This window comes from Streptomyces sp. NPDC014733, from assembly GCF_043083385.1.
Taxonomy (GTDB): domain Bacteria; phylum Actinomycetota; class Actinomycetes; order Streptomycetales; family Streptomycetaceae; genus Streptomyces.
Map to the genome: position 1 here is coordinate 486,605 of NZ_JBIBYO010000001.1, position 23,270 is coordinate 509,874.

A 23,270-nucleotide genomic window follows, 5' to 3' on the forward strand; every position below is an offset into this window, starting at 1 on the left:
GACGGCCTATCGTGGAGCCATGTCCGCCCCTGAGTTGATCCGAATCGTCTCCCGTGACTCGCCGATGGCGCTCGCCCAGGTGGAGCGGGTACGCGCCGAGCTTGCCGCGCTCCTTCCGGGGGTGCGTACCGAGGTCGTCCCCGTGAAGACCACCGGCGACAAGTGGCTGGGCGATCTGTCGCTGGTCGAGGGCAAGGGCGCGTTCACCAAGGAGGTCGACGCGGCGCTGCTCGCCGGGGAGGCCGATCTGGCGGTGCACTGCGTCAAGGACGTGCCCGCCGACCGTCCGCTGCCCGCCGGGACGGCGTTCGCCGCGTTCCTCAAGCGGGACGACGTGCGCGACGCGCTCGTCCACCCCGGTGGGCTCACCCTGGACCAGCTGCCCGCCGGGACCCGTATCGGCACCTCCTCGGTGCGCCGCCGGGCGCAGCTCGCCGCCTCGCACCCGCATCTGGTGTGCGTGCCGATGCGCGGCAACGCCAACCGCCGGATGGAGAAGCTGGCCGCGGGCGACGCCGACGCGCTGCTGCTCGCGGTCGCCGGTCTGGAGCGCATCGGCCGCCCGGACGTGATCACCGAGGTGCTGTCGCCGGACGTGATGTGCCCGCCGATCGGCGCCGGGATCCTGGCGCTCCAGTGCCGCGAGGACGACACGGAGCTGATCGACGCCATCAGCCCGCTCGGCGACCCGGCGGCCCACCGGGAGGCGACGGCGGAGCGGATGTTCCTCCACGTCCTCCAGGGGCACTGCAACTCCCCGATCGCCGGGTACGCCCGCGCCGAGCGCGGCGGCGATCTGTCGCTGCGCGCCTGTGTGTTCACGCCCGACGGCAAGACGGTCCTCAACGCCCACGAGTGGGCCGGGCGGCTGGACCCGGCGACGCTGGGCACGTCGGTGGCGGTGGCGCTGCTGCGGCAGGGCGCCCGCGAGCTGATCGACGGCATCGCGCACTGAGTCCGGCATCCGCCGCCGTTTCCGGCGCTCCCCAGGGGGCGCCGGAAACGTAGCCCGCCCGGGGCATTACCCGCGGTAACCACCCGTCGTCGGGAACACCGCGGAGCCGCCGGACGCTGTCCCGTTCGGAGGTGGCGAAGGTGAGCGACAGGACGGACCGGCAGGACGGCACGGCGGGTGCGGAGTACCGCATCGAGCACGACTCCATGGGCGAGGTGCGGGTGCCCGCACACGCGAAGTGGCGGGCCCAGACCCAGCGGGCGGTGGAGAACTTCCCGATCTCGGGGCAGCGGCTGGAGCGCGCCCACATCGAGGCGCTGGCGCGGATCAAGGCCGCCGCGGCCGAGGTCAACGCCGAGTTGGGGGTCCTCGACCCCGAGGTGGCGCGGGCCGTGGCCGAGGCGGCGGAGGAGGTCGCGGCGGGCCGGTGGGACGACCACTTCCCCGTCGACGTCTTCCAGACCGGCTCCGGCACCTCGTCCAACATGAACACCAACGAGGTCATCGCGACGCTGGCGAGCGAGCGGCTGGGCCGGGCCGTCCACCCCAACGACGAGGTCAACGCCAGCCAGTCGTCCAACGACGTCTTCCCGTCCTCGATCCACATCGCGGCGACGGCGGCGGTCACCCGCGATCTGATCCCGGCGCTCGACCACCTCGCGGCGGCCCTGGAGCGCAAGGCGGCGGAGTTCGCCGAGGTGGTGAAGTCCGGGCGCACCCACCTGATGGACGCGACGCCGGTGACGCTCGGCCAGGAGTTCGGCGGGTACGCCGCGCAGGTACGGTACGGCGTCGAGCGGCTGCGCGCCTCGCTGCCCCGGCTCGCCGAACTCCCCCTGGGCGGCACGGCGGTGGGCACCGGCATCAACACCCCGCCCGGGTTCTCCGCCGCGGTGATCGAACGGGTCGCCCACGCCACCGGACTGCCGCTCACCGAGGCGCGCAACCACTTCGAGGCGCAGGGGGCGCGCGACGGCGTGGTGGAGATCAGCGGCCAGCTGCGGACCATAGGCGTCGGCCTGACGAAGATCGCCAACGATCTGCGCTGGATGGCCTCCGGGCCGCGCACCGGCCTCGCCGAGATCGCCCTGCCCGACCTCCAGCCCGGCTCCTCGATCATGCCGGGCAAGGTCAACCCGGTGATCCCGGAGGCGGTGCTGATGGTCGCCGCGCAGGTCACGGGCGCCGACGCAACGGTCGCCGCGGCCGGGGCGGCCGGCAACTTCGAGCTGAACGTCATGCTCCCGGTGATCGCCAAGAACGTCCTGGAGTCCGTCCGGTTGCTGGCCAACGTCGCCCGGCTGCTCGCGGACCGCACCGTCGACGGCATCACCGCCCACACCGAACGCGCCCGCGAATACGCCGAGTCGTCCCCGTCGGTGGTCACCCCGCTCAACACCTACCTCGGCTACGAGGAGGCAGCGAAGATCGCCAAGAAGGCGCTCGCCGAGCGGAAGACGATCCGTCAGGTCGTCGACGAGGGCGGCTATGTGGAGCGCGGACTGCTGACCGCCGCCCAACTCGACGACGCGCTGGACGTGTTGCGGATGACCCACCCGTGACGCCGTGGACGTCCCACGTCAGGGCGTACGCCGGCGCCCTCGCGGCACGCCTTCGCGCCGCCGCCCGCGCGACCTCCCGGGCGGACGGCGGAAGGGCGGCGGCAGGCCCTAAGATCTGGCCATGACAGCGGAGAGGACGGGGACCACGGCGGGCGCGCCGGCCGGACACGGGGCTCCCGGGCCGCGACGGGCGGCGGTACCGGCCGCGCGCTGGGCGCCCGGCACCCACATCCTGTGGCGCTACCGCGACAACGCCGACGGCACGCGTTTCCACATCTGCCGCCCGGTGACCGTGGTCCGGGACACCGAGGACCTGCTGGCGGTGTGGATGGCGCCGGGCACCGCCTGTGTGAAGCCGGTGATGGCCGACGGCACCCCGGTGCACCGCGAGCCGCTGGCCACGCGCTACACCGGGCCGCGGCGGATCTCGTACGACCGCTGGTTCGGCACCGGCGTGCTGAAGCTGGCGCGGCCCGGCGAGCCGTGGTCGGTATGGCTGTTCTGGGAGCGCGAGTGGCGGTTCAAGAACTGGTACGTGAATCTGGAGGAGCCACGCGTCCGTTGGGCGGGCGGCATCGATTCACAGGACCACTTCCTCGATCTGTGCGTCTACCCGGACCACAGCTGGGAGTGGCGGGACGAGGACGAGTTCGGCCAGGCGCAGCGGGACGGGCTGATGCCGCCGGAGCAGGCGGCACGGGTGCGCTCCGCGGGCCGGGCGGCGGTGGAGCGGATCGCCGAGTGGGGCGCGCCGTTCCGGGACGGCTGGGAGGAGTGGCGGCCCGATCCGGCGTGGGAGCTGCCGTCGCTGCCGGACGACTGGGACCGTGTCCCCGAGCGTTTGCGGTAGTGAGCGGGCGAAGCGAGGAAAGGCGGAGTCGGGCGAGTGAACGGGGCGATGGGTGGAAAGACGCGCCTGGGGGCAACTCCTCCGGTTGCGCGGTGGGCCGGGCGCCGAGCCCCCTTGCTGCGCCCTGGGCCACGAACCGTAGGATCGTCCTCCGCGAGACTGCTGCACAGGCGCAACTCCACCAATCACAACAGAACTTGACCGCGGGCGCAGGAGAGGCGAGGTCGTGAGCGCTGACAGCTACGACAAGTACGAGGGCCTGAACCGGTTAGCTCTGGACCGGGCAGGTCAGGCCGAGGCGTTCGACGCGATCGGCGACCGCTACGACGAAGCGTTCCCGCACAAGGACGGACAGATGTCGTCCGCCGCGTGGCTGGCCGGTGAGCTGCCGCCCGGCTCGCGGGTGCTGGACGTCGGCTGCGGCACCGGGCTGCCCACTTCCCGTCAGCTCGTCGAGGCGGGCCACCGGGTGGTGGGCGTCGACCTCTCCCCCACGATGGTCAAGGTGGCCGGGGAGAACGTCCCCGAGGCGGAGTTCCACCGGCTGGACGTCGCGGAGCTGCGCCACGGTTCGCTGGGCGGCCCCGGGTCGTTCGACGGGATCACGGCGTACTTCACCCTGCTGATGCTGCCGCGCGCGGAGATTCCCTATGCGCTGCGGATGCTGCATGATCTGCTACGGCCGGGTGGGGTGATGGCCCTGTCCATGGTCGAGGCCGATGTGGACGACTTCACGATTCCGTTCCTGGGCAACTCGATCCGGGTATCGGGTTTCCTGCGTGAGGACCTGCGCCGTGTCGTGCGCGACGCCGGTTTCGACATCGCCGGGGAGGATTCCTACGCGTACGCCCCGGCCAGTACGGACGTACCACCTGAGATCCAGCTCTTTCTGCACCTGCGACGCGCTTGAGACGCAGCGGGTCAGGCGCGTCGCACCGGCGCGCTTGACACGCGGCGCGTCGGGCGCGCAGCCCCGGACGGATGGAATCCCACGCGTGACGGAGCACCCAACCTCCCACCACCTGCGGCAGCCGGTCCCGCCTGCCGCTCCTTCGGCGTCCCCTGCGCGGGGCCCGGGCTCCTCGCCGCTGGGCGGGGTGCCGGATCCGCGCAGCGCCCTCCAGCAGCCGGGAGCGGCGGGCTTCGCTCCGCTGCCCGGGGCCGGTTTCGCCGTGCGCGGTGAGAACGGCGCGGACGCCGGGCCGCCGGACGCCCCGCTGGTCACGGCCGGTACCGGGCCGGGCGGCGGCGAGCCGGTCGCGGGCCACGGCCGTCCCCGTACAGCCGGCGGTCACGCCCCGTACGACGACGGGCTGGCGGCGCGCGGCGCGGTCGGCGGGGCGCAGCCGCCGGAGCAGGGCGAGCCGCGCCCCGGTGAGCCGCGGCCGGGCACCGGCCACGTCCCGGCCGAGGGCATCGGGCGGCCACGGGAGGGCGGCCGGTCGCGGCCGCCGGCCGACGGCGGGGCGGCCGGCGCGTTCGTACCGCCGCCCGCGGGTGAGACGGGCGGCGCGGCGCCGGTGCCTCCGGCGCGGGCGGGCCATCCGGGCGAGGGTGACGAGGCGGCGGCCGCCCGGCAGGCGGGCGGGGACCGGCTGCGGTTCATCGGCGCGGCCACCCGGCGGATCGCCCGCGGTATCGATCTGGACGAGATCGTGCTGGGGCTCTGCCGGGCGACGGTCCCGACGTTCGCCGACGCGATCCTGGTGTATCTGCGCGATCCGCTGCCGGTCGGCGACGAGCGGCCGGCCGAGCCGATGGTGCTGCGGCTGCGGCGTACCGACCGGATCCCGGCGGAGCCGGACACCAACGGCATCCGGCTGCCGGTGCTGCCCGCGCAGCCCGACCTGGGCCCGGCGATGGGCGGCAGCGCGGCCGAGCTGGCCGAGGTGCTGGCCGGCGGGCCGCTGGCGGAGGTGTTGCGCGGGGTGCGGCCGCTCTTCGGCGACGTCCCGGCGGCGCGGACGGCGCTGCCGGAGCTGCTGGGCGACGACACGCAACTGCCGGGCGGGCGCCGGGTGATCCTGGCGCCGCTGCGCGGCCGCCGTCGGGTGATCGGCGCGGCGGTGTTCCTGCGCCGCCCGGACCGCCCGGCGTTCGAGGGCGACGATCTGCTGGTCGCGGCGCAGCTGGCGACGCACACCGCGCTCGGTGTGGACAAGGCGGTGCTCTACGGCCGCGAGGCGTACATCGCCGACGCGCTCCAGCGCACGATGCTGCCGGACTCGCTGCCGCAGCCCACCGGCGTCCGCCTGGCCAGTCGTTATCTGCCCGCCGCGGAGACGGCGCGGGTGGGCGGCGACTGGTACGACGCGATTCCGCTGCCGGGCAGCCGGGTGGCGCTGGTCGTCGGGGACGTCATGGGGCATTCGATGACGTCGGCGGCGATCATGGGGCAGCTGCGGACGACGGCGCAGACGCTGGCCGGGCTGGACCTGCCGCCGCAGGAGGTGCTGCACCACCTCGACGAGCAGGCGCAGCGGCTGGGTTCGGACCGCATGGCGACCTGCCTGTACGCGGTGTACGACCCGGTGGCGCACCGCATCATCGTGGCGAACGCGGGGCATCCGCCGCCCGTCATGCTGCACCGCGGCGGCCGGGCGGAGGTGCTGCGGGTCCCGGCGGGCGCACCGATCGGGGTCGGCGGCGTGGACTTCGAGGCGGTGGAGCTGGACGCCCCGGCCGGTGCCACGCTGGTGCTCTACACCGACGGTCTGGTGGAGTCGCGGATCCGGGACGTGTGGACGGGCATCGAGCAGCTGCGGGAGCGGCTGGCGGAGACGGCGCGGCTGACGGGCCCGAATCCCCCGCCGCTGGAGCCGCTCTGCGACGAGGTCCTGGACATGCTCGGGCCCGGCGACCGCGACGACGACATCGCGTTGCTGGCGGCGAGATTCGACGGGATAGCACCCAGCGATGTCGCCTACTGGTATCTCGACCCGAAGGCCCAGACGGCGGGGCAGGCGCGCCGGCTGGCCCGGCGGGCGCTGTCGCGCTGGGGCCTGGAGGAGCTGACGGATCAGGTGGAGCTGCTGGTCAGCGAGGTGGTGACCAATGCGGTGCGGTATGCGGAGCGGCCGGTGACGCTGCGGCTGCTGCGCACGGATGTGCTGCGCTGCGAGGTCGGCGACGACGTCCCGCAGCTGCCGCGGCTGCGGCAGGCCCGCCCGTCGGACGAGGGCGGGCGCGGTCTGTATCTCGTCAACCGTATGGCGCGGCGCTGGGGCGCCACCCGGCTGAGCATGGGCAAGGTCGTCTGGTTCGAGCTGTCGATGCCGCCGGGCGCCGGTCCGCGCTGATCACCCGGCCGGGCGCGGAGGCGTCCGGCGGGCCGAGGGCCCCGTCCGGGCAGCCGGGCGGGGCCCTCGGCCGTGCGGGTGCGCCCAGGCGGCGCCGTCGGTCCAGGGTTGCCGACATGCCGTCGGCGGCGTTGACTGCTTGGGTGGACAAAAGGGACTGACTGACCCCCTCACTCCCTCACTCCCCCGTCGAAACGGAGGCGCTCCTCCATGTCCAGGCCCGCGCAGAACGTCCCGCACACGACGAACAACGTCGGCATCCCGATCGAGAGCGACGAGAACTCGCTGACCATCGGCCCCGACGGCCCGATCGCGCTGCACGACCACTACCTGATCGAGAAGATGGCCCTGTTCAACAGGGAACGGGTCCCCGAGCGGGTGGTGCACGCCAAGGGCAGCGGCGCGTACGGCACCTTCCAGGTCACCAACGACGTCAGCCAGTTCACCAAGGCGGATCTCTTCCAGCCGGGCAAGACAACCGAGATGCTGGCCCGCTTCTCGACCGTCGCCGGTGAGCAGGGATCCCCCGACACCTGGCGCGACCCGCGTGGCTTCGCCCTGAAGTTCTACACCGAGCAGGGCAACTACGACCTGGTCGGCAACAACACCCCGGTCTTCTTCGTCCGCGACACGATCAAGTTCCAGGACTTCATCCGCTCGCAGAAGCGCCGCCCGGACAACGGGCTGCGCGACAACGACATGCAGTGGGACTTCTGGACGCTGCAGCCGGAATCCGCGCACATGGTCACCTGGCTGATGGGCGACCGCGGCATCCCCAAGACGTACCGGCACATGAACGGCTACGGCTCGCACACGTACATGTGGGTCAACGCCGGAGGGGAGAAGTTCTGGATCAAGTACCACTTCAAGACCGACCAGGGCATCGACTTCCTCACGCAGGCGGACGCCGACCGGCTGGCCGGTGAGGACGCCGACGTCCACCGCCGGGACCTCCACGACGCGATCGAGAGCGGCAACGCCCCCTCCTGGACGCTGTATGTGCAGGTCATGCCGTTCGACGACGCGCCGGACTACCGGTTCAACCCGTTCGATCTGACGAAGGTGTGGCCGCACGGCGACTACCCGCTGATCGAGGTCGGGCGGATGACGCTGAACCGGAACCCGGAGGACTACTTCATCCACATCGAGCAGGCGGCGTTCGAACCGTCGAACCTCGTGCCGGGGATCGGCCCGTCGCCGGACAAGATGCTGCTGGGGCGGCTGTTCTCGTACCCGGACACGCACCGGTACCGGATCGGCCCGAACTACGCCCAGCTGCCGCCGAACCGGGCGCACGTCCCGGTCCACTCGTACGCCAAGGACGGACCGATGCGGTTCGATCCGTCGCGGGCGGCCCGGCCGTACGCACCGAACTCGTACGGAGGCCCGGCGGCCGCCGCCCAGGAGGGCACGGACCCGGTGGGCTGGGCCGCCGCCGGTGAGCTGGTCCGGGAGGCGTACACCAAGCGCCGGGAGGACGACGACTTCGGGCAGCCGGGGACGCTGGTCCGCAAGGTGCTGGACGACGCGGCGCGTGAGCGGCTGGTGGGCAATGTCGCCGGGCATCTGCGGGGCGGCGTCAGCAAGCCGGTGCTGGAGCGGGCGCTGCAGTACTGGCGCAACGTCGACAAGGAGATCGGCGACCGGATCGCCAAGAAGGTCAACGGCGGCTGACCCGCCGCCGTACGGCCGCGGCCCCCGCCTCGTGGGTACGAGGCGGGGGCCGCGGGCCGTACGGGAGGGCCGGTCAGTTCAGCCCGTTGAGACCGTCGACGGTGCCGCCGGGGCCGTTGCCCCCACCGCCGCCGCCACCGGTGCCGTTGGTGCCGCCGGTGCCCTGGCCGCCGTTGGCGCCGCCCGGGCCGCCGGTGGTGCCGCCGTTGGTACCGCCGGTGCCGGGGTCGGTCGGCGTCGAGCCGGTGCCGGTGGGCGTCGGGTCGCCGGAGTCGGTCGGCGTCGGGTCGGTGGACGGCGTGCCCGACGGGCTCTCCGTATCGGTCGGGGTGCCGGACGGCGACTCCGACGGCGGCGTGGTGGTGTCCGTCGGGGGCGGCGGGGCCACGCCCATGCCCGAGTCGGCGTCCAGGTCGAAGGTGGCACCGGCGCCGGAGCCGAGCGCCGCCGCGTTGTAGGCGGCCCACACCTGCGCCGGGTAGCCGCCACCGTTGACGCGGCCGCCGCCACCGGCGCCGCGGAGGGTGACCTGCTTACCGCCCTCGCCCTCGCCGAACATGCCGACGGCGGTGACCAGCTTGGGCGTGTAGCCGACGAACCACGCCGACTTGTTGTCGTCGGAGGTGCCGGTCTTGCCCGCCGCCTGGTACGTGGTGTCCTGCACCGCCGTGGCCGTACCGTCGTCGACCACGCCGCGCAGCACGGAGGTGACGGTGTCGGCGGTCTTGCGGCTCAGCACCTGATCGCCGATCGGGTCGGGCAGGTCCGGCTCCGGGTCGGTGGCGTGCTCGGCCTTGGTGACCAGGGTCGGGGTGACCTTCCGGCCGTGGTTGTCGAAGGTCGCGTAGACGCCGGCCATCTGGACCGGGCTGGCGCCCATGGAGCCGAGGGTCATGGCGGGCTGGACGTCCATCCGGGCGCCGTTCATGCCCAGCGAGGTCGCGGTCTTCTTCAGGCTGTCGAGGCCGACATCGGCGCCCATCTGCGCGAACACCGAGTTGACGGAGTTGTTCATCGCCTTCTGGACGGTGATGTTGCCGTAGCTGCGCTGGTCCTCGTTGGGCGGCGCGAACGGGGCGGTGCCGCCGGTGACCGGGCGCCGGTTGGTGCCGTCGTAGACGGTGTCGGGCGTGATCGGGCGGCCGTCCTGGGTGGTGGCGTGGTTCTCCAGGGCGGTGGCGAGGATCAGCGGCTTGAAGGTGGAGGCCGGCTGGTAGTCCTGGCGCGTCGCGTTGTTGATGTAGTGCTGGGTGTATCCGGCGCCGCCGTACATCGCGACGATGTGGCCGGTGGCCGGGTCGACGGAGGCGGCGCCGAGTTGGGCGTTCCGGTCGGCCTCGCGCAGCTTGGGGTCGAGGTCGGCGGTCAGCTTGCGCTTGACGGCCTGCTCCAGGGCGAGCTGCTTGTCCTTCTCGATGCCGAGGGTGACGGTCCAGCCGCCCAGCTCGAACTTCTTCTCGTCGACGCCGTGGGCGAAGAGTTCGTCCTTGGCAGCCTTGACGAGATAGCCGGTGGCACCGGTCAGCCCTTCCTGGGGCTTGGGGTCCTTCGGGATGTCGAACTTCTGCTTGTCCCGCTCGGCCTGGGTGAGCCACTTCATCTCGACCATGTTGTCGAGGGTGTAGGCCCAGCGGGCCTTGGCGCGCTTCTTGCCGTCGGGGGTGGCGAGCGCCCAGTCGTACTGGTTGGGGGCCTGGAGCAGCGAAGCGAGGTAGGCGCCCTGCGAGACGGTGAGGTGGTCGGCGTCCTTGCGGTAGTACGCCTGGGCGGCGGCCTGGATGCCGTAGGCGCCGCGGCCGTAGTAGCTGGTGTTGAGGTAGCCGTCGAGGATCTCCGACTTCGACTTCTCGTTGTCGACCTTGAGGGAGATCACGATCTCCTGGAGCTTGCGGGAGACCGTCTGCTCCTGGGAGAGGTAGTAGTTCTTGACGTACTGCTGGGTGATCGTGGAGCCACCCTGCTTGCCCTCGCCCTGGAGGGTCTTGAAGATGCCGCGGAAGGTGCCCTTGAGGTCGATGCCGTGGTCGTCGTAGAAGGTCTTGTTCTCGGCGGCGACGAAGGCGTGCTGCACCTCCAGGGGCACCTGGCTGAGCGGGACGCTCTCGCGGTTGAGCTTGCCGGTGCGGGCGAGCACCTTGCCGTCGGCGTACTTGTAGACGTTGCTCTGCGCGGTGGCGAGTTCGGTGCCCGCCGCGGGGACGTCGACGTAGAAGTACAGGCCGAAGGCGGCGGCTATGCCGAGCAGGCATATCCCGAAGAAGGTGCCGAGCATCTTCTTCCAGGTGAAGAGGCGGCGTATCCGGCCCTTCGGGCGTCGGGGCCCGGCCCCGCGGCTCCCCTGCCGCGCTCGTGTCGCGTCCGCTCGGCCCATGGCTCCTGTCACTTTCGTCGTACCGCCCCCCGCTGGGTCAGCTGTTGAAGCTAACACCGCATCTGCCCCCAAATGCTCATCGATCAAGGGGTTTTCCTACGTGACAAAGAGCACCTGACGCGACGGAACCGCGGACGGGGTTGCGCATCGACCAGGTCGGAGCGTTAAAGTGATATCACTTTGATGAGTCGGTGAAATCGCGCCGGGGACCGTCCGGACGCGCCGCCGACCCCGCGTCCGGCACGCCGGACGCGCCACGAGAAACGGGGCTCCCATGTCCGAGACCACATCCACCACCCCGCCCAGAGAGGGTGCGCCGCTCGCCGACGCGCCCGAGATGCCGGCCCCGCAGGTCCGTGAGAAGACCGCGCACAGCATCCCGGGCGGTCTGGCGCTGCTGCTGACGACGCTCGGCCTCTTCCTCGGTATCGCCATGATCATCGGCGGCGGGGTCGCCGGTTCGGGCGGCAGCTCCGGGCTCGCCGCCGCGCTGATCATCGTCGGCATCCTGACGCTGCTGACCTCGATGTTCTGCATGACGGGCGTGAAGATGGTGGCGCCGGGCGAGGCGCGGGTGATCCAGCTCTTCGGCCGGTACGTCGGCACCATCCGCACCGACGGCCTGCGCTGGGTCAACCCGCTGACCAGCGCCCGGAAGATCTCCACCCGGGTGCGGAACCACGAGACCGCGGTGCTGAAGGTCAACGACGCGTACGGCAACCCGATCGAGCTGGCGTCGATCGTCGTCTGGCAGGTCGAGGACACCGCACAGGCGCTCTTCGAGGTGGACGACTTCCTGGAGTTCGTCTCGACCCAGACCGAGGCGGCGGTCCGTCACATCGCGATCGAGTACCCCTACGACGCGCACGACGAGGACGCCCTGTCGCTGCGCGGCAACGCCGAGGAGATCACCGAGAAGCTCGCCGCCGAACTGACCGCGCGGGTACAGGCGGCCGGCGTGCGGATCATCGAGTCCCGCTTCAGCCACCTCGCCTACGCGCCCGAGATCGCCTCGGCGATGCTCCAGCGGCAGCAGGCCGGTGCGGTGGTCGCGGCGCGGCAGCAGATCGTCGAGGGCGCGGTCGGCATGGTCGAGCAGGCGCTGGTGCGCATCAGCGAGCAGGGCATCGTCGAGCTGGACGAGGAGCGCAAGGCCTCCATGGTCGGCAATCTGATGGTGGTGCTGTGCGGTGACCGCGCCGCCCAGCCGGTACTGAACACGGGCTCGCTCTACCAGTGAGTGACGAGAGCCCCGAGGGACCGGGCGGCGGCGCCCGCAGGCCCGCGCGACGGCCGCAGCAGCGCAAGCAGGTGCTGCTGCGGCTGGACCCGCTGATCCACGACGCACTGGCCCGCTGGGCCGGCGACGAACTCCGCAGCACCAACGCGCAGGTCGAGTTCCTGCTGCGGAAGGCACTGGCGGACGCGGGCCGGCTGCCGCGCGGCACGGGCGGGCCGCCCCGTCGGGGACGGCCGCCGAAGGCGCCGGAGACGGGCCCGGACGAGGCGGCGGACTGACCGCCGCACCGGGCGGCCCACCGCCGGGCCGCGTCGGCCGCCCCCGGGCCGCACCGGCCGCCCCCGGGTCACCACCGGGCCACCGGGCCACCGGGCCACCGGGCCACCGGGCCACCCGGACGGGGCGCCCTCCCCACCCCACCCCTCCTCTATACACACAATGTATACACCTCATGTAGAGTGCGGCGCATGCTCCCAGGACGCACCTTGCCCGCACCTCCGGAGGCCCGCCCATGACCCCGTCCGGCTCACTGCTCCACGCCGGTGATCTGTACAAGGCGTACGGCGCGACGCCCGCGCTGGACGGCGCGGAGTTCTCCATCCACCCCGGTGAGGTCGTCGCCGTCCTCGGCCCGTCCGGCTCCGGCAAGTCGACACTGCTGCACTGCCTGGCGGGGATCGTCCGGCCGGACCGCGGCACCGTCCGCTACGCCGACCGCGATCTGACGACGATGAGCGACGCCGAACGCAGCGCCCTGCGCCGCAGCGACTTCGGCTTCGTCTTCCAGTTCGGCCAACTCGTCCCCGAACTCACCTGCCTGGAGAACGTCGCCCTCCCGATGCGGCTGGCCGGTACGGCCCGGAAGGCGGCCGAGGCGCAGGCCCGCGACTGGCTGGAGCGGCTGGAGGTGGACCCCGTCGCCGGGCGCCGCCCCGGTGAGGTCTCCGGCGGCCAGGGCCAGCGCGTCGCCGTCGCCCGTGCCCTGGCCACCCGCCCCCGCGTCCTCTTCGCCGACGAACCGACCGGCGCCCTGGACTCCCTCAACGGCGAACGTGTCATGGGCCTGCTCACCGAGGCCGCCCGCTCCACCCGGGCGGCCGTCGTCCTCGTCACCCACGAGACCCGCGTCGCCGCCTACTCCGACCGCGAGGTCACCGTCCGCGACGGCAAGGTCAGGGAAGCGGTGACCGCCGTATGACGCGCCCACCGCACCGGCAGCCCGCGCCGCCGCACGGCCCGGCGGTCTGGCTCCGCGACCTCGGCATGGGGCTGCGGTTCGCCGCCGCCGGGGGCCGCGAGGGCTGGACCCGTACGGCGCTGACCGCCGTCGGTGTCGGCCTCGGCGTCCTGCTGCTGCTCGGCGCCGCGTCGGTGCCGCACCTCATGGAGGGCCGCCACGAACGCTCCATGGCCCGGCAGATCCTCAACGGCGGCGCCCCGCCGGCCGCCTCCGCCCGCACCGTGGTCGCCACGGACGACGCCACCACCTTCCACGACCAGCGGGTCTTCGGCCTCCGGCTGCACCCCGAGGGCCCCGAAGCCCCGCTCCCGCCGGGCATCACCGCGTACCCGCGCCCCGGCACGATGGCGGTCTCGCCCGCCCTGCGCTCCCTGCTCTCCTCACCCGAGGGGGCCCTGCTGCGCGAGCGGCTGCCGTACGTGATCACCGGCACCATCGCCGACTCCGGACTGGTCGGCCCGAAGGAGCTGGCGTACTACCTGACCAGCGACGTCCCCCTGAAAGCGGAGGACGGCTTCCGGCTGACCCACTTCGGCGCCGACTCCCTCGGCGACCAGCCGATGAGCCCGACGCTGCTGATGCTGATCCTCATCGCGTGCGTGGTGCTGCTGATGCCGGTGGCGGTCTTCATCGCCACCGCGATCCGCTTCGGCGGGGACCGCCGCGACCGGCGGCTGGCCGCGCTCCGGCTGGTCGGCGCGGACATCGCCACCACCCGCCGGATCGCCGCGGGCGAGGCCCTCTTCGGCGCGCTGTGCGGACTGGCGCTGGGCACCGTGCTGTTCCTCCTCTGCCGGATGAACGCGGGCTCCGTCACGCTCTGGGACATCAACGCCTTCCCCTCCGACGTGACGCCGCTCCCGGCGCTGGCCGCGCTGATCGCGGTGGCCGTGCCGGTCGCCGCCCTCGCCGTCACCCTCTTCACGCTGCGCGGCGTCGCCATCGAACCACTCGGCGTGGCCCGCGGCCGTACGGTCCGGCGCCGGCGGCTGTGGTGGCGGCTCCCGCTGCTGATCGGCGGCCCGGCGCTGCTGTTGCTGAGCGGACCGCTCGACCCGCGGGCGCGCGGCGTCGGCGCCTATCCGGCAGCGGTGGGCGCGGCGCTCACGCTGTGCGGGGTCACGGCCGTGCTGCCGTGGGTGATCGAGGCGGTCGTGGGCCGGCTCGGGCGCGGGCCGGTCGCCTGGCAGCTCGCCGTCCGCAGGCTCCAGTTGAGCGGCGGCACCGCGGCCCGCGCGGTCAGCGGCATCTGCGTCGCGGTGGCCGGGGCCCTGGCGCTGCAGCTGCTGGTCTCCGCGCTCCAGACCGACTTCGTCACGCGCACCGGGCAGGACTCCGGCCGGGCCCAGATGTCCGTGTCGCTGCCGGAGTCCACCGGCGCCGCGCTCCGCCGCGCCGCCACCCGGCTGGCCGAGGCACCGGGCGTCCGCACCGCCCGCACGCTGGTCCAGTCGACCGTGACCCGCCCCGGCCCGCTGCGCAAGGGTGAGGAGTACCCGCCCGGCGCCCCGGTGATCGTCGGCGACTGCGCCGCGCTGCGCGAGGTGGCGGAGACCGGCCCCTGCCACGACGGCGACGCCTTCCTCGCCACCCGCGGCGGTCTCGCGGTCGACGCCGCGGCGGTCCGCGAGTCCGCCCGCCCCGGCGGCAAGGTCCTGCTCAACGCCGACGGGGACACCGGCAAGCCGCACGGCACGCCCCGCCTGTGGACCGTCCCGCAGCAGACCCGCGAGGTCACCGCCCGCAAGGACCCGACGGGCAACCTCACGCTCGGCGTCCTCGCCACCCCCGGCGCCCTCGACACCACCCGGCTCCAGGCTCCGTGGGCGCACATCCTGATCCGTACGGATCCGGGGGTGCCCGACGCCGAGGAGTACGTCCGCAACGCCGCCGCCGAGCTGGGCCCGGGCGCGTCCGCCACGACGGTGCGCGACACCGAGAGCGACGCCCAGTACGCCAGCGTGCACACCGGCCTGCTGCTCGGCTCGACCGTGACGATGGCGCTGGTCGCCGCCGGGCTGCTGGTCACCACCGTGGAGCAACTGCGCGAGCGGCGGCGGCTGCTGTCGGTGCTGGTCGCCTTCGGCACCCGCCGCTCCACCCTCGCCTGGTCGGTGCTGTGGCAGACCGCGGTGCCGATCGTGCTGGGGCTCGTCCTGGCGGTCGCCGCCGGTCTGGGGCTCGGCGCCGGGCTGCTGCGGAACGCGGGCAAGGCCGCGTACGACTGGTCGGCGATCTGGCCGCTGCCGCTCGCCGGGGGCCTGCTGGTCCTCCTCGTCACGCTGCTCAGCCTGCCGTCGCTGTGGCGGCTGATGCGCCCGGACGGCCTGCGGACCGAGTGAGCGCACCGCCCTACGGAACCCGCCCCGCGCGCCCCGGCCACCGGGCCGCGCGGGGCGTTCCGGTGCCCGTGGCGGGTACGTATGAATCGAGCGTATACACCCCGGATACACCCACGACGTAAGGTGGTCGCCATGTCAATCGGTCATACGCTGCTGGGCCTCCTGGAGTCCGGTCCCCGCCATGGCTACGACCTCAAGCGGGCCTTCGACGAGCACTTCGGGCACGACCGTCCGCTGCACTACGGCCAGGTCTACTCGACGATGTCCCGGCTGCTGAAGAACGGTCTGGTCGAGGTGGACGGCGTCGAGGCCGGTGCGGGCCCCGAGCGCAAGCGGTACGCGATCACGGACGCCGGCGTCACGGACGTCGGGCAGTGGCTCAGCCGCCCGGAGAAGCCGGAGCCGTATCTCCAGTCGACGCTCTACACCAAGGTCGTCCTCGCGCTGATGACCGGGCGCGACGCCGCCGAACTGCTCGACACCCAGCGGGCCGAGCATCTGCGGCTGATGCGCGGGCTCACCGAGCGCAAGCGTCAGGGCGACCTCGCCGACCAGCTGATCTGCGACCATGCGCTCTTCCACCTGGAGGCGGACCTGCGCTGGCTGGAGCTGACCGCGGCCCGCCTCGACGGCCTGGCGCAGACGGTGGACGGATGACGCCCGAGGGTTCGCTGCTCGCCGCGAGCGACCTGCACAAGGCGTACGGCGCGACGCCCGCGCTGGACGGCGCGGAGTTCTCCATCCACCCCGGTGAGGTCGTCGCGGTCCTCGGCCCGTCCGGCTCCGGCAAGTCGACACTGCTGCACTGCCTGGCGGGGATCGTCCGGCCGGACCGCGGCACCGTCCGCTACGCCGACCGCGATCTGACGACGATGAGCGACGCCGAGCGCAGCGCCCTGCGCCGCAGCGACTTCGGCTTCGTCTTCCAGTTCGGCCAGCTCGTCCCCGAACTCACCTGCCTGGAGAACGTCGCCCTCCCGCTCCGCCTCAACGGCGCCCGCCGCAAGGAGGCGGAGCGGCAGGCGCGGGAGTGGCTGGAGCGGCTGGAGGTGGAGGACGTGCACAGGCAGCGCCCCGGCGAGGTCTCCGGCGGCCAGGGCCAGCGCGTCGCCGTCGCCCGCGCCCTCGCCACCCGCCCCCGCGTGGTCTTCGCCGACGAGCCCACGGGCGCGCTGGACTCCCTCAACGGCGAACGCGTGATGACGCTGCTGACCGACGCCGCCCGCGAGACGCAGGCGGCCGTCGTCCTCGTCACCCACGAGACCCGCGTCGCCGCCTACTCCGACCGTGAGATCACCGTCCGCGACGGCACGGTGAAGGACCTGCTGGCGGGCTTGCGGTGAGTTCCACGGGCGCGCCCGTGCCCGTCCGGGCGCGCGGCTGGTGCCGCGATCTGGCCATGGGCATACGGTTCGCCGCCGGCGGCGGCCGCGAGGGCTGGACCCGTACGGCGCTGACCGCGGTCGGCGTGGCCCTCGGCGTCGCCGTGCTGCTGATCGGCGCGTCCGTACCGACGCTGATGAACGCCTGGCACGGCCGCGAGAAGGCCCGCGAGAACTTCGGCCAGCTGCACGAACCGCCGCGCGGCGACACCACGGTGCGCTACGCGAGCGCCGACACCGTCTTCCACGGCGCGCCGATCCGGGGCCGGCTGGTCCGGCCCGACGGCGCGCATCCGCCGGTGCCGCCCGGCATGGACCATCTGCCAGGCCCCGGCGAGATGCGGGTCTCCCCGGCGCTCAAGGAGCTGCTCGCCGAGCCGGGCAGCGCCCTGCTCCGCCAACGGCTCCCGTACAAGATCGTCGGCACCATCGGTGACGCGGGGCTCCAGGGCCCGGCGGAGCTGACCTATGTCGCGGGCAGCGCGACGCTGCGCCCGCCCGCCGGGTACCGCATCGACCACTTCGGCAAGAGCTGGACCCCGCGGCCGCTGACCCCGCAGGGCACCCTGCTGGTGATCATGACGTGTGTGGCGCTGCTGACGCCGGTGACGGTCTTCATCGGTACGTCCGCACGGTTCGGCCACGACCAGCGCGAACGGCGGCTGGCGGCGCTGCGGCTGCTCGGCTCGGACATCGCCACCACCCGCCGGATCGCCGCCGGTGAGGCGCTGTTCGGCTCGCTGCTGGGGCTGGCGGGCGGCGCCGCGTTGTTCCTCGCCGCCCGGGGGACCGCCGGGTCGATCACCCTGTGGGACATCAACGTCTTCCCCGCCGACATCCGGCCCGGCGCGCTGCCCGCCGCGCTGATCGCCGTCCTCGTCCCGGCCGTCTCGGTCCTGGTGACGCTGTTCGCGCAGCGCGGGGTGACGGTCGATCCGCTCGGTGTGGTGCACCGGCGGCCCGCGCCGCGCCGTCGGCTGTGGTGGCGGCTGCTGCCACCGGCGCTGGGCCTGGCGCTGCTGGTCCCGATGCTCCGGCAGCAGAACTGGGTCGACTCCGCCGCCAACACCACGAAGCTGGCCGCCGGTTCGATGCTGCTGCTGTTCGGCGTCACGGCGCTGCTGCCGTGGCTGGTCGAGGCGGTGGTGGGCCGGTTGCGCGGCGGCCCGGTCCCCTGGCAGTTGGCCATCCGCCGGCTCCAGGTCTCCGGCGCTTCGGCGACCCGCGCGGTCAGCGGCATCACCGTCGCGGTGGCCGGGGCCATCGCCATCCACATGCTCTTCACGGGCATGCAGGACGGCTTCGCCCAGGCGTACGCCCGCTCCGGCGCGCTGCCCCGGCTCGGCTACACCGCCCAGGCCGAGAGCTGGCAGCAGACCGAACGGGCGCTCGCCGCGGTGCGCGCCACGCCGGGGGCGACCGATGCCCACGGCGTCATCGAGGGCACCGTGGGCGTCCTGCACAACAGCGACACTTTCCAGAACCTCGCCGTCGGCAGCTGCGCCGAACTGCGCCGGGTGGCCGCGCTGGACTCCTGCCGCGACGGCGACGTCTTCGCGGCGCAGGGCCCCGGCGCCAGGGCGGTCCGGCCCGGCACCGTCCTCGACCTCAACCCGCCGTTCGCCCCCGAGGACCGCACCACCCCGCGCCCGTGGACGCTCCCCGCCGACGCCCGCACGGCCCGGCTGCTGCACACCGGCGACGGGCCGGACGACCACCGCTACGACATCCTGGCCACCCCCTCCACCGTCGACATCCGCCGCCTGGGCATGGGCGACATGGCGCTGCGCGTCGGCTTCGACCGCGCCGTCCCCGACGCCGTCGAACGGATCCGCACCACGATGGCGCGGACCACCCCGACGCCGTACGAGACCTCCGCGGTGGACAACCCGCACGACCGGGCCTACTCCGGCGTCCGCAACGGGCTGTTCGCCGCCGCCGCGGTCACCCTGCTGCTGATCGGCGCGGGCCTGATCATCTCGACGGTGGAACAGCTCCACGAGCGCCGCCGGGTCCTCTCCTCGCTCCACGCCTTCGGGGTGCGCCGCTCCGGTCTTGGCTGGTCGGTCCTGTGGCAGACGGCGGTCCCGGTCCTGCTCGGGCTGGCGCTCGCGGTCGGCTGCGGTCTGCTGCTGGGCACGCTGCTGCTGCGGATGATCCACGCGGAGATACAGGTCGACTGGCCGGTGGTGGCCGGTATGGCGGGCATCGGCGGCGGCGTGATCCTCTTCGTCACGGCCCTGAGCCTGCCGCCGCTGTGGCGGATGATGCGCCCGGAGGGGCTGCGGACGGAGTGAAGCGCGCCGGTCCGGTGGTGCCGGAGCCCGCCGGACCGGTACGGCCCCGGGCCCGGACCGGTTACGCCGCTTCCGCCCCCGCCTCCACCATCCGCACCGGCAGCCCCCTCAGCGCCACCCGGAGCGCCGCCGCGAACTCCTCGAACTCGCGCTGGCGGGCCGCGCCGCTCCGCATCGCCAGCGCGATCCGCCGGGCGGGCGCCGGGTCGGCGAAGTACCCGGTGGTCAGCGCGTCGTTGCGGGCGGTCTCCACGCGCAGCGCGGTGCGCGGCAGCAGCGTCACACCGAGCCCGCCGGCCACCAGCTGCACCAGCGTCGACAGGCCCGCCGCGCTGGTCGTCACCGGCGCCCCCTCCTCGCGGCCGGCCTCACGGCAGATGTCGAGGGCCTGGTCGCGCAGGCAGTGCCCCTCGTCGAGCAGCAGCAGATCCAGCTCCTTGAGCGCCTCGCGGGGGATGTCACCGCGCCCGCCCAGCCAGTGCTCCTTCGGCGCGACCAGGACGAAGTCCTCGTCGAACAGCGGAAGTTCGGTGATCTGTGGGACGCCGAGCGGCACCGCGAGCAGCAGCAGGTCGAGCCGCCCGTGCCCGAGCCCGTCCAGCAGCGAGGCGGTCTGCTCCTCGTGGACCTGGAGATCGAGGTCGGGGTAGGCGTCGTGGACCAGCCGCAGGACCGTCGGCAGCAGATACGGCGCGACGGTGGGGATCACCCCGAGCCGCAGCGTCCCGGTGAACGGCGCTCGGGCCGCCTCCGCCTCCTCCAGCAGATCGCCGACGGCCGCCAGCACCGCCCGCGCCCGCGCCGCGACGCGCTCCCCGGCGGTGGAGAGCAGCACCTTGCGGGTGGTCCGCTCCAGCAGTTGGACGCCGAGCGTCTCCTCCAGCGCCGACACCGCACCGGACAGCGCGGGCTGGCTCATCCCGATCTCGGCCGCGGCCTCCCGGAAGTGCAGATGCTCGGCGACCGCGACGAAGGCCCGCAGCTGCGCCAGGCTCGGCTGCCGCGCCCGTCCCCCGCTCGCCGGCGACGCCACTGATAACCACCTCCGATCAACACATTCCAGTCTACGGAGCCACCGCCCGGACCCACCGGCTCGGCCTCCTGCGCAGCGGCCCCCACCCCCGTACGCCGATTTTCGGCGCCCCGACACCGCTCACCGGGACACGGCACACCATCCGAACAGCACTGATAACCGCACCCAATCAACATCAACAACTCTGGCTATTTCCCTGATCAATGCTCCGTATGGCACTGTGTTATCCGTCCAACCCTCAAGGAATGCCCCAAAAGGGACTTCCGGTGTTGCAAGGAGAGCGCGTGCTCACTGTCGGTGACAAGTTCCCCGAGTTCGACCTGACCGCCTGCGTTTCGCTCGAGTCCGGCAAGGAGTTCGAGCAGATCAACCACAAGACCTACGAAGGCAAGTGGAAGATCGTCTTCGCGTGGCCGAAGGACTTCACCTTCGTGTGCCCCACCGAGATCGCCGCCTTCGGCAAGCTGAACGACGAGTTCGCCGACCGTGACGCCCAGATCCTCGGCTTCTCCGGCGACTCCGAGTTCGTGCACCACGCCTGGCGCAAGGACCACCCGGACCTGACCGACCTGCCCTTCCCGATGCTCGCCGACTCGAAGCACGAGCTCATGCGCGACCTGGGCATCGAGGGCGAGGACGGCTTCGCGCAGCGCGCCGTCTTCATCGTCGACCAGAACAACGAGATCCAGTTCACGATGGTGACCGCCGGCTCCGTCGGCCGTAACCCCAAGGAGGTCCTGCGGGTCCTCGACGCCCTGCAGACCGACGAGCTGTGCCCCTGCAACTGGTCCAAGGGCGACGAGACCCTCGACCCGGTCGCGCTCCTCTCGGGCGAGTGAGCTGATCCCTCATGGCTCTCGATGAACTGAAGTCCGCAGTCCCGGACTTCGCCAAGGACCTGAAGCTGAACCTCGGCTCGGTCATCGGCAACAGCGACCTCCCGCAGCAGCAGCTGTGGGGCACCGTCCTGGCCTGCGCGATCGCCTCGCGCTCGCCGAAGGTGCTCCGCGAGCTGGAGCCGGAGGCCAAGGCCAACCTCTCCCCCGAGGCGTACCAGGCCGCCAAGTCCGCCGCCGCCGTCATGGCGATGAACAACGTGTTCTACCGGACCCGGCACCTGCTGTCGGACCCGGAGTACGGCACGCTGCGCGCCGGTCTGCGGATGAACGTCATCGGCAACCCGGGCGTGGACAAGGTCGACTTCGAGCTGTGGTCGCTGGCCGTCTCGGCCATCAACGGCTGCGGTATGTGCCTCGACTCGCACGAGCAGGTGCTCCGCAAGGCCGGTGTGGACCGCGAGACGATCCAGGAGGCCGTCAAGATCGCCGCCGTCCTCCAGGCCGTCGGCGCCACCCTCGACGCCGAGGCCGCGCTGGCGGAGTAATCCCGCCCGCGCACCCGCGCACAGCGAAGAAGCCCCGTGGACCGGTCGGTCCACGGGGCTTCTTCGCGTCCTCGAAGCCGTCGGTCAGTCCTGCGGCGGCCGCCGCGCCGGTGTCGGCGCCACCTCGATCGCCGTGGCGCCCCGTGGCTGCGGCGCCATCCGTACCGCCTGTTCCAGGGAGTACGAACGGAGGTAGCCGACGACGGTGTTGGTGACCGCGACCAGCGGGACGGCGACCACCGCACCGCCGATCCCGGCGATCAGCCCGCCCGCCGCCACCGACAGGATCACCGCGAGCGGGTGGACCCGGACCGCGCGCCCCAGGATGAACGGCTGCAGGATGTGGCCCTCGATCTGCTGCACCGCCAGCACCACCGCGAGCACCATCAGCGCGGTGAACATGCCCTGGGTGACCAGCGCGACGACACAGGCCAGCGCGCCCGAGACGACCGCACCGATCAGCGGGATGAAGGCGAACAGGAAGATGAAGACCGCGAGCGGCACGGCCAGCGGCACCTTGAGGAAGTACAGCCCGATACCGATGAAGAACGCGTCGATCATCGCGACCAGCACCGTGCCGCGGACGTACGCGGTCAGCGTCCGCCAGGCGCGCGGCCCGGCGCCCGCCACGCCCTCGCGGGCGGCGAACGGGACCAGCTTCAGCATCCACTCCCAGATCCGCCGGCCGTCGTAGAGCAGGAAGAGCGTGGTGAACATCGCCAGCAGGATGCCGGTGAGCACCTCCAGGACGACGGTGACGCCCTCCAGACCGGCGGAGGTGATCGCCTCGGTGTTGGCGCCGACCGCGTCCTGAAGGTTCTTGGCGATGTTGTTGATCTGGCCGTCGGTCACATGGAACGGGCTCTTGAGCAGCCAGCCCTTCAGCTCGGTGATGCCCTCCTGGATCCGGTCGGAGACCGAGTCGATATTGGCCTGCACCTGCCAGACGACGAACCAGCCGACCAGCCCCATGATCACGAAGCCGCCGATGAACGTCAGCGCCGTGGCGACGCCGCGCGGCAACCCCCGGCGCCGCAGCCAGGCCACCGTCGGCTGCAGCAGCGCGGTGATCAACAGCGCCGCGACGAAGGCCAGGACGACCAGCTCGATGGTGGTGATCACCTGGGCCAGCACCCAGAGCGTCCCGGCCAGCACCAGCAGCCGCCACCCCGCCTCGGCGGCGACCCGGACCCCCCACGGCACCGCGGACGCCGGATCGGGCCGCGCACCGACAGCCGGTGCGTACGAGGGCGGCGCGGGAACGGCCAAGGCCACCCGGCCCTCCGCCGCACCGGACGGCGCCGCCCCGTTCCCGGACACCACGGCCACCGGCTCCGGTCGGGCAGCCGCCGCCTCGGACTCCTCGGCCGCCGCGGGCTCCTTCACCGCCACGGACGCCATCACCGTGGCGGCCACGTCGGGCTCCGGCCGCGCCGCCCCGGAGGCTTCCGCCCCGCCCGAGGGCGCGGAGCCCCCGTCACGCCGCAGCGCCTCCGCGTCCTCGGCCGCCACGGCGCTCTCGGCCGCCGCAGCGGCTTCCGCCCGGCGGCGCTGTTCCTCCAGCCGCTGCGCGAGCCGCGTCAGACCGGCGCCGAGGCCACCGACCCATTGAGGCAATCTGGACATGTCGTTCCTCTTCCC

Annotated in this window: 18 protein-coding genes; 15 read left to right on the forward strand and 3 right to left on the reverse strand. The window is 72.9% G+C overall.

Features of this window, described 5'->3' with window-relative positions; all coding sequences use genetic code 11:
- Positions 1-19: 19 nt before the first annotated feature.
- The 6 genes from hemC (at position 20) to ACF1BH_RS02180 (ending at position 8,340) form a co-directional block, all read left to right on the forward strand.
- A complete protein-coding gene (gene hemC, locus ACF1BH_RS02155; protein ID WP_391640466.1) occupies positions 20-955 on the forward strand; it encodes a hydroxymethylbilane synthase in 936 nt (311 codons plus the stop codon).
- A gap of 140 nt (positions 956-1,095) precedes the next feature.
- On the forward strand, positions 1,096-2,517 hold the full coding sequence (locus tag ACF1BH_RS02160; protein WP_391640467.1) for a class II fumarate hydratase: 1,422 nt from the start codon (positions 1,096-1,098) through the stop codon (positions 2,515-2,517).
- 121 nt (positions 2,518-2,638) lie between these two features.
- On the forward strand, positions 2,639-3,367 hold the full coding sequence (locus tag ACF1BH_RS02165; RefSeq protein ID WP_391640468.1) for a DUF402 domain-containing protein: 729 nt from the start codon (positions 2,639-2,641) through the stop codon (positions 3,365-3,367).
- 226 nt (positions 3,368-3,593) lie between these two features.
- The gene (locus ACF1BH_RS02170) at positions 3,594-4,277 is read left to right on the forward strand and encodes a class I SAM-dependent DNA methyltransferase (RefSeq protein ID WP_391640469.1); all 684 of its coding nucleotides are present in this window, start codon (positions 3,594-3,596) and stop codon (positions 4,275-4,277) included.
- Between the two features lie 85 nt (positions 4,278-4,362).
- Positions 4,363-6,666 (forward strand): SpoIIE family protein phosphatase, encoded by a 2,304-nt coding sequence (locus ACF1BH_RS02175; RefSeq protein WP_391640470.1) that lies wholly within the window; start codon positions 4,363-4,365, stop codon positions 6,664-6,666.
- Between the two features lie 210 nt (positions 6,667-6,876).
- Complete coding sequence (locus ACF1BH_RS02180; RefSeq protein WP_391640471.1) at positions 6,877-8,340, forward strand: catalase; 1,464 nt, start codon at positions 6,877-6,879, stop codon at positions 8,338-8,340.
- 73 nt (positions 8,341-8,413) lie between these two features.
- Here ACF1BH_RS02180 and ACF1BH_RS02185 read toward each other — a convergent pair whose 3' ends face one another.
- Positions 8,414-10,711: a transglycosylase domain-containing protein gene (locus ACF1BH_RS02185; protein ID WP_391640472.1), complete on the reverse strand. Its 2,298-nt coding sequence runs from the start codon at positions 10,709-10,711 to the stop codon at positions 8,414-8,416.
- Positions 10,712-10,985: 274 nt separating this feature from the next.
- On the opposite strand from ACF1BH_RS02185, the gene ACF1BH_RS02190 reads away from it, so the two are divergent.
- The 7 genes from ACF1BH_RS02190 to ACF1BH_RS02220 all read left to right on the forward strand — a co-directional run bounded on the left by ACF1BH_RS02190 (position 10,986) and on the right by ACF1BH_RS02220 (position 19,212).
- Positions 10,986-11,951 (forward strand): SPFH domain-containing protein, encoded by a 966-nt coding sequence (locus tag ACF1BH_RS02190; RefSeq protein WP_391640473.1) that lies wholly within the window; start codon positions 10,986-10,988, stop codon positions 11,949-11,951.
- Positions 11,948-12,229 carry a hypothetical protein gene (locus ACF1BH_RS02195; RefSeq protein WP_391640474.1) on the forward strand — a complete coding sequence of 94 codons (282 nt, stop codon included), beginning with the start codon at positions 11,948-11,950 and terminating at the stop codon, positions 12,227-12,229. Before ACF1BH_RS02190 ends, ACF1BH_RS02195 begins: the two co-directional genes overlap by 4 nt.
- 233 nt (positions 12,230-12,462) lie before the next feature.
- The gene (locus ACF1BH_RS02200; RefSeq protein WP_391640475.1) at positions 12,463-13,149 is read left to right on the forward strand and encodes an ABC transporter ATP-binding protein; all 687 of its coding nucleotides are present in this window, start codon (positions 12,463-12,465) and stop codon (positions 13,147-13,149) included.
- The gene (locus ACF1BH_RS02205) at positions 13,146-15,533 is read left to right on the forward strand and encodes an ABC transporter permease (protein WP_391640476.1); all 2,388 of its coding nucleotides are present in this window, start codon (positions 13,146-13,148) and stop codon (positions 15,531-15,533) included. Before ACF1BH_RS02200 ends, ACF1BH_RS02205 begins: the two co-directional genes overlap by 4 nt.
- 132 nt (positions 15,534-15,665) lie before the next feature.
- Complete coding sequence (locus tag ACF1BH_RS02210; protein WP_391640477.1) at positions 15,666-16,190, forward strand: PadR family transcriptional regulator; 525 nt, start codon at positions 15,666-15,668, stop codon at positions 16,188-16,190.
- Entirely contained in the window at positions 16,187-16,876 is a 690-nt protein-coding gene (locus ACF1BH_RS02215) for an ABC transporter ATP-binding protein (protein ID WP_391640478.1), read from the forward strand. The genes ACF1BH_RS02210 and ACF1BH_RS02215 overlap by 4 nt, the downstream gene beginning before the upstream one ends.
- Before the next feature lie 56 nt (positions 16,877-16,932).
- Positions 16,933-19,212, forward strand: a complete 2,280-nt coding sequence (locus tag ACF1BH_RS02220; RefSeq protein WP_391640479.1) for an ABC transporter permease — start codon at positions 16,933-16,935, stop codon at positions 19,210-19,212.
- 61 nt (positions 19,213-19,273) lie between these two features.
- On the opposite strand, the gene ACF1BH_RS02225 is transcribed toward ACF1BH_RS02220, so the two are convergent.
- Positions 19,274-20,245 (reverse strand): hydrogen peroxide-inducible genes activator, encoded by a 972-nt coding sequence (locus tag ACF1BH_RS02225; protein ID WP_391640480.1) that lies wholly within the window; start codon positions 20,243-20,245, stop codon positions 19,274-19,276.
- A 284-nt stretch (positions 20,246-20,529) separates the two neighbouring features.
- Between ACF1BH_RS02225 and ACF1BH_RS02230 the strand changes: the two genes are divergently transcribed.
- Positions 20,530-21,084: a peroxiredoxin gene (locus tag ACF1BH_RS02230; protein ID WP_030287969.1), complete on the forward strand. Its 555-nt coding sequence runs from the start codon at positions 20,530-20,532 to the stop codon at positions 21,082-21,084.
- Between the two features lie 11 nt (positions 21,085-21,095).
- Entirely contained in the window at positions 21,096-21,629 is a 534-nt protein-coding gene (locus tag ACF1BH_RS02235; protein ID WP_391640481.1) for an alkyl hydroperoxide reductase, read from the forward strand.
- An 84-nt stretch (positions 21,630-21,713) separates the two neighbouring features.
- Here the strand turns inward: ACF1BH_RS02235 and ACF1BH_RS02240 are convergent, their stop codons facing one another.
- Positions 21,714-23,255, reverse strand: coding sequence for an AI-2E family transporter (locus ACF1BH_RS02240; RefSeq protein ID WP_391640482.1), 1,542 nt, complete (start codon positions 23,253-23,255; stop codon positions 21,714-21,716).
- Positions 23,256-23,270 lie beyond the last annotated feature (15 nt).